The 6,984-nt window shown below is 62.6% G+C and carries 3 protein-coding genes and 1 pseudogene; 1 reads left to right on the forward strand and 3 read right to left on the reverse strand.

Annotated elements, in window-relative coordinates; all coding sequences use genetic code 11:
* Positions 1-61: 61 nt before the first annotated feature.
* Positions 62-3,814, forward strand: a complete 3,753-nt coding sequence (gene metH / locus J4O73_RS22360; protein ID WP_426220984.1) for a methionine synthase — start codon at positions 62-64, stop codon at positions 3,812-3,814.
* 96 nt (positions 3,815-3,910) lie between these two features.
* Here metH and J4O73_RS22365 read toward each other — a convergent pair whose 3' ends face one another.
* The 3 genes and pseudogenes from J4O73_RS22365 to J4O73_RS22375 all read right to left on the reverse strand — a co-directional run.
* Complete coding sequence (locus J4O73_RS22365; RefSeq protein ID WP_426220986.1) at positions 3,911-5,593, reverse strand: glycosyltransferase; 1,683 nt, start codon at positions 5,591-5,593, stop codon at positions 3,911-3,913.
* A gap of 14 nt (positions 5,594-5,607) precedes the next feature.
* The gene (locus J4O73_RS22370; RefSeq protein ID WP_426220988.1) at positions 5,608-6,546 is read right to left on the reverse strand and encodes a UDP-glucuronic acid decarboxylase family protein; all 939 of its coding nucleotides are present in this window, start codon (positions 6,544-6,546) and stop codon (positions 5,608-5,610) included.
* A 328-nt stretch (positions 6,547-6,874) separates the two neighbouring features.
* A pseudogene (locus J4O73_RS22375) lies at positions 6,875-6,984 on the reverse strand (IS630 family transposase); the annotation flags it as partial.

Here is a 6,984-nt window from a genome sequence, read left to right on the forward strand (position 1 = left end):
TCGCAAAGACGGACGGGGAACGCTCCGCGCCGTCATCACAGAGTGACTTTTGGGACGCACGATGACCGATCATTCCCCCGTCGACGGCACCGCCATCGCCAAGGCCCTGCGGGAGCGCGCGTCCGAAAAGATCCTCGTGCTCGACGGGGCGATGGGCACCGTGATCCAGCGCCTGAAACTCTCCGAGGAGGATTTCCGGGGCGACCGGTTCAAGGACCACGGGCATGACCAGAAGGGCAACAACGACCTTCTGATCCTCACCCAGCCCGATGCGATCCGGCAGATCCACCTCGATTACTTTCTGGCGGGCGCCGACGTCTGCGAGACCAACACCTTCTCCGGCACGACCATCGCCCAAGCCGATTACGGCATGGAATCGATCGTCCACGAATTGAACGTGCAGGGCGCACGCCTCGCCCGCGAGGCCGCCAAGCTGGCGGAGGAGCAGGATGGCCGTCGCCGCTTCGTGGCGGGCGCCATCGGCCCGACGAACCGCACCCTCTCGATCTCCCCCGACGTGAACAATCCGGGCTACCGGGCCGTCACCTTCGATCAGGTGAAGACCGCCTATGTCGAGCAGGTGCGCGGCCTCATCGCGGGCGGCGCCGAACTCATCCTTATCGAGACGATCTTCGACACGCTGAATGCCAAGGCGGCGGTGGCCGCCGCGTGGCAGGTGTTCGAGGAGACCGGCATCAAGCTGCCGATCCAGATCTCCGGCACCATCACCGATCTGTCCGGCCGCACCCTCTCCGGCCAGACCCCGGCGGCGTTCTGGAATGCCCTTCGCCATTCCGACCCGCTGACCTTCGGCTTGAACTGCGCGCTGGGCGCCCGCGAGATGCGCGGCCACATCGCGGAGCTCTCGCGGCTCTGCGACACCCTCGTCTGCGCCTACCCGAATGCCGGCCTGCCGAACGAGTTCGGCCTCTACGACGAAAGCCCCGAGGCGATGGGCGCCCTGGTCGGCGAGTTCGCGGAAGCGGGCCTCGTCAACATGGTCGGCGGCTGCTGCGGCACCACGCCGGATCATATCCGCGCCATCAGCGAGGCGGTGGCTGACAAGACTCCCCGCAAGATCCCCGAAATTCCGCGCCTGATGCGCCTCTCCGGCCTGGAACCCTTCGTGCTCACGAAGGAGATTCCCTTCGTGAATGTCGGCGAGCGCACCAACGTCACCGGCTCGGCCAAATTCCGGAAGCTCATCACCAACGGCGATTACGCCGCCGCCCTGGACGTGGCCCGCGATCAGGTCGCAGCGGGCGCCCAGATCATCGACGTCAACATGGATGAGGGTCTACTCGATTCGCAGAAGGCGATGGTCGAGTTCCTGAACCTCGTCGCCGCCGAGCCCGACATCGCTCGCGTCCCCGTCATGGTCGACTCCTCGAAGTTCGAGGTGATCGAGGCCGGTCTCAAGTGCCTGCAGGGCAAGGCGATCGTGAACTCCATCTCCATGAAGGAGGGCGAGGACAAGTTCATCGAAGCCGCCCGGATCTGCCGCTCCTACGGCGCCGCCGTGGTGGTGATGGCCTTCGATGAGCAGGGTCAGGCCGATACCTACGAGCGTAAGGTCGAGATTTGCACGAAGGCATACAAGATCCTGACCGAGCAGGTGGGCTTCCCGCCGGAAGACATCATCTTCGACCCGAATATCTTTGCCGTCGCCACGGGCATCGAGGAGCATGACGGTTACGGCGTCGCGTTCATCGAGGCCACGCGCACCATCCGCGAAACCCTGCCCCACGCCCATATCTCGGGCGGCGTCTCGAACCTCTCCTTCGCCTTCCGCGGCAACGAGCCGGTGCGCGAGGCGATGCATGCGGTGTTCCTGTACCACTGCATCCAGGCGGGGATGGACATGGGCATCGTCAATGCCGGCCAGCTCGCCGTCTATGACGAGATCCCGGCCGAGCTGCGCGAGCTGTGCGAGGACGTCGTTCTCAACCGCCGCGCCGATTCCACCGAGCGTCTCCTGGAAGCGGCGGAGCGGTTTAAGACCGGCGCTTCGGCCCAGGCGCGCACGGCCGATCTCTCCTGGCGGGAGGCCCCGGTCGAGAAGCGGATCGAGCACGCGCTGGTGAACGGCATCACCGAGTACATCGTCGCGGATACCGAGGAGGCGCGCCTCACCGTCGAGCGGCCGCTCCACGTCATCGAGGGCCCGCTCATGGCCGGCATGAACGTGGTCGGCGACCTGTTCGGAGCGGGCAAGATGTTCCTGCCGCAGGTGGTGAAGTCCGCCCGCGTGATGAAGCAGGCCGTGGCCTATCTCGAACCCTTCATGGAGGAAGAGAAGAAGGCCAATGGCGGCGACGGCAAGCGGCAGGCCGCTGGCAAGGTGCTGATGGCCACCGTGAAGGGCGATGTCCACGATATCGGCAAGAACATCGTCGGCGTCGTGCTGGCCTGCAACAACTACGAGATCATCGATCTCGGCGTGATGGTGCCCGCCGCCAAGATCCTCGAGACCGCCAAGCGCGAAAAGGTCGATATCGTCGGCCTGTCCGGCCTCATCACCCCGTCGTTGGACGAGATGGTCCACGTGGCGGGCGAGATGGAGCGCGAGGGCCTCGACGTGCCGCTCCTCATCGGCGGCGCCACGACGAGCCGCGTCCACACGGCGGTGAAGATCCACCCCGCCTACGAGCGGGGCCAAGCCGTTTACGTCACCGATGCGAGCCGCGCCGTCGGCGTCGTGTCGAGCCTGATCTCGAAGGAGACCCGTGGGCCCACCATCGAGAAGGTTCGGGCCGAATACGCCAAGGTCGCCCAAGCCCATGCCCGCGCCGAGGCCGACAAGCAGCGCCTGCCGCTCGCCAAGGCGCGTGCCAACGGCTTCAAGGCCGACTGGTCGGCCTACGCGCCGAAGAAGCCGGCCTTCACCGACGCCCGGGTTTTCGGCTCCTACGAGGTCGCCGATCTCGTGCCCTACATCGATTGGACACCGTTCCTGCAAACCTACGAGTTCAAGGGCCGCTTCCCGGCGATCCTCGACGACCCGGAACAGGGCCCGGCTGCCCGCGCCCTCCACGAGGACGCGCAGGAGATGCTCAAGAAGATCGTTGAGGAGCGCTGGTTCAACCCGAAGGGCGTAATCGGCTTCTGGCCCGCGAACAGTGTCGGCGACGATATCGTGCTCTGGACCGGCGAGTCTCGCAGCGAGAAGCTCGCCACCCTCCACGGCCTACGCCAGCAACTCTCGAAGCGTGATGGTCGCCCGAATCTCTGCCTGTCCGACTTCGTCGCCCCGGCGGAGACGGGCGTCGCGGATTACGTCGGCGCCTTCGTGGTGACGGCGGGCCTGGAGGAGGTGCGTATCGCCGAGCGGTTCGAGCGCGCCAACGACGATTACCGGGCGATCCTCGTGAAGGCCTTGGCCGACCGGATCGCGGAGGCTTTCGCCGAGCGGATGCACGAGCGTGTCCGCCGGGAATTCTGGGGCTACGCCCCGGACGAGACCTTCACCCCCGAGCAGCTGGCGGGCGAGCCCTATGCTGGTATCCGCCCGGCGCCCGGCTATCCGGCCCAGCCCGACCATACCGAGAAGACGACCCTGTTCGATCTCCTCAAGGCCGAGCGCCGCATCGGCGTGAAGCTCACCGAGTCCTACGCCATGTGGCCCGGCTCGTCGGTGTCGGGCCTCTACCTCGCCCACCCGGACGCGCACTATTTCGGTGTCGCCAAGGTGGAGCGCGATCAGGTCGAGGATTACGCCGCGCGCAAAGGCATGGACCTTGCGGCCGTCGAACGCTGGCTCGGTCCGATCCTCAACTACGATCCGGCTTCCTATCTGGCGCAGGCGGCCGAATGACGGGGGTCCCGAAGGGCGTGCCGTCCTTCGGGAAACTGTCAGGGAGAAGCCTCGACGGTCATGGGGCCGCTGCGGCGCCTCCCTGACGTTACTGATTCAGACTGCCAGGGGCCAGAATCCCAGCCGACGGACGGTTTCGCGGACGCCGTCGGCGGATTGCAGGTAGGCCAGCATCTCGCCCTCGGGAGGAGTTTTGGCGTTCTCGGGCGCGGGGATTCCCAGAGCCGTATAGTGAGCACGATAAAGCGTCGTGAAGGCGACGCTCCGGACCTGGCTGTGGCCCCTCAGGATTCGACGGTGCGCGATGCCCGCTACGAAGATCCGGTCGCACCAGGGCGACAGGATCTTCGGCATGTTCGACCACATCAAATTGAGGTCGAACGCCGTATTATGGAGCATGAGGCAGCTCGTATCGACATGCGTGAGATCGTTCTCGCCGGTCTCGGTCATAGCGAGTCTCCGGCCTTCCGGATCATAGAAATCCCGCCACGCGCACAGGACGTTTGCGCCCGTCTGCCGGCGTGCGTCGAGCATGCTTCCAAGATGGTTGGGGTAGAACCAGTTATCCGCATCGAGGAAGGCGATGAACTCCGCCTCATTGGTTTGGGCATAGAGGGATCCCATAGCCCGGGGGGTGTTGCCGTTGTCACCGTGCTCTTTGGGCAGGCGGATATGGCTGACATCCCAGGAGTCGATCTCGCTGCGGGGATGACCGTCGGCCACCATGACGTGCGTCACCCGTGCCTCGACCTCCTGCTGCATGACGCTCTCGTGGCAGCGGCGTAGGACATCCAGGGATTCCTTATGGTACGGCGTGACCACGAAGATATGCGGGCCCTTCCTGTATAAGTTGGGCGAGTAGAGCGTCACAGGCTTTTCCTCAACGCGCTTGGCTGTCTTTTTATCGACTTCAAAGACTTTTCTTTTCTTATTTGCTACAGATTTTTCTGCCAAGTCCGCATTGGTGCGAGAATAGGTGTCGATCTCTTCGTGGTCGAGATGGCCTTTAACCTTTGCAGGGATTCCGCATCCGGGACAGAAGCGATCGATCTGCTTTTCGAAGGCCTCCAAGGGCTGCTTCCACCAGCCGGGCGTGACCTCCATGCCGTGATCGCCACCGCGGGCGAGATCGAACGAGGCGGCGACCTCGCAGAAGTAGGCTTTGAGACTTCCGTGGATCTGAACGATGGACGCCGACCAGAATTGGTTGACGTCGCAGCGCCCGATCCGCTCCCACATCTCCTCCGGCTCGTAGAGATCTTGGACGGCCGCCAGAAGAGACGAATGGTCAGAATGTCCCTCGTAGTACCAGCCGAGGTCCTTCAGCGGCGCGAGGGAGGCGACGCCGCGCTTGCTGTTATGCGGGTTCAGATTGAAGACGCCGAACGTCTCCTTGGCCAAATCCGCGTGTTTGAAAACGTTGTTGGTCCAGAGGCCACGCTGAGCCTTATCCGGCACCTCCTCCGCGAAGATCCTGCACAACTCCTCGAATTTCGGGTGCATGCAGGGGTTGCCACCGATGACGGCGATCGTCCCCGGATAACCGCGCAGACTTTGGAGCGCGAGCCGGAAATTGTCCGGCGTCATGTCCCAATACTTGTCCTGATTGACGAGCAAACGCGTGCAGTTCGAGCAACCGAGGTCGCACTTGTTGGTAATGTCGATACAGATGATTCCCATCTGTGACGGTGCCCGCATGGCTTGAAGCGCCCGTTGGCGCGCAATCGCCACGGCCGCGCTCACGGCCACTTTCGTCGAAGCAAGCGTTTCGATCGTCATCGCCGCGTCTACCGTCACGTCATCAGTGCTTTGAAATAGCGAACGGTCTCGCGCAGACCGTCGTCGAGGGAGATTTTCGGCTCCCAACCCAGTCGCTCACGCGCCAGTGCGATGTCGGGCCGCCTCTGGCGCGGGTCGTCCGTCGGAAGGGGCGCGTGGATGATCCGACTTCGTGAACCGGTCACCCGGACGATGCGCTCCGCGAGTTCGAGCATCGTGAACTCGGTTGGATTGCCGAGATTGATCGGCCCACTGAACTCTGGGGGTTGATCCATCGTCAGGATCAAGGCGTCCACGAGATCGTCGACGTAGCAGAAGCTGCGAGTTTGCAGCCCATCCCCGAAGATGGTGATCGGGTCGCCACGGAGCGCCTGCAGGATGAAGTTGCTCACCACGCGACCGTCGTCGGGCCTCATCCGAGGACCGTAAGTGTTGAAGATCCGTACGACCTTCGTGTCGAGGCCGTATTGTCGCCGGTAATCGAAAAAGAGGGTCTCGGCGCAGCGCTTGCCTTCGTCATAGCAAGCACGCGGTCCTATGGGGTTGACGTTTCCCCAGTAGCTCTCACGCTGCGGATGAACGACTGGGTCGCCATAGACCTCAGAGGTCGAGGCCTGGAGAATCGGGACTTTGAGACGTTTTGCAAGTCCCAGCATGTTGGTCGATCCGACAACGCATGTCTTAGTCGTCTGAACCGGATCGAACTGATAATGAATCGGGGAGGCCGGGCAGGCCAAATTATAGATCTGCTTTACCTCCACATGAAGCGGGGAGGTGATGTCGTGTCGCATTGTCTCGAATGATACATTCGAGACGAGATGAGCAATATTCTTGCGACGCCCTGTAAAATAATTATCGACACAGAGGATCTCGTGACCGCGATCGAGTAGCCGATCACAGAGATGCGAGCCAAGAAACCCGGCTCCACCTGTCACGAGGGTTGGCACACCCATCACCGCAGCCTTCGGCGTTCATGGACGAGGTCAGCCTCTAACGGCGAATTTGCCATGGCACGCACCCTCGGCATTGATACAGCGACGAAAGCTGTCGCAATTCCTCAATAGCGAATAGCGCCCGTGGTGTGAAGCATTATATCAAAGTAATGACGAATTCTACTTCAGATTTAGAGTATTAATGTTATATATCTAGGGTTGCAGGTGCACTTTTACACTCGCTATCTTGCGTGCAGAGGTGTCTCGACGCTAGGGCGCATTCCGACGAAGTGGATACCGGTTCGTCGCAAGAATGCGCGCCAGAACAAAGAGCTAGAGCGTTTTCGGTTTAATCTGGCTCATATCCCGCGGCGGCGAAGAAGTTGGCGCATTCGTCTGGCGTGATGGTGTCGATGAGCCGGCCGATGGCCGTCCACAGCCCTTCGACCGTGCGCTCAG

Source organism: Methylobacterium sp. NFXW15, from assembly GCF_049887755.1.
Lineage (GTDB): Bacteria > Pseudomonadota > Alphaproteobacteria > Rhizobiales > Beijerinckiaceae > Methylobacterium.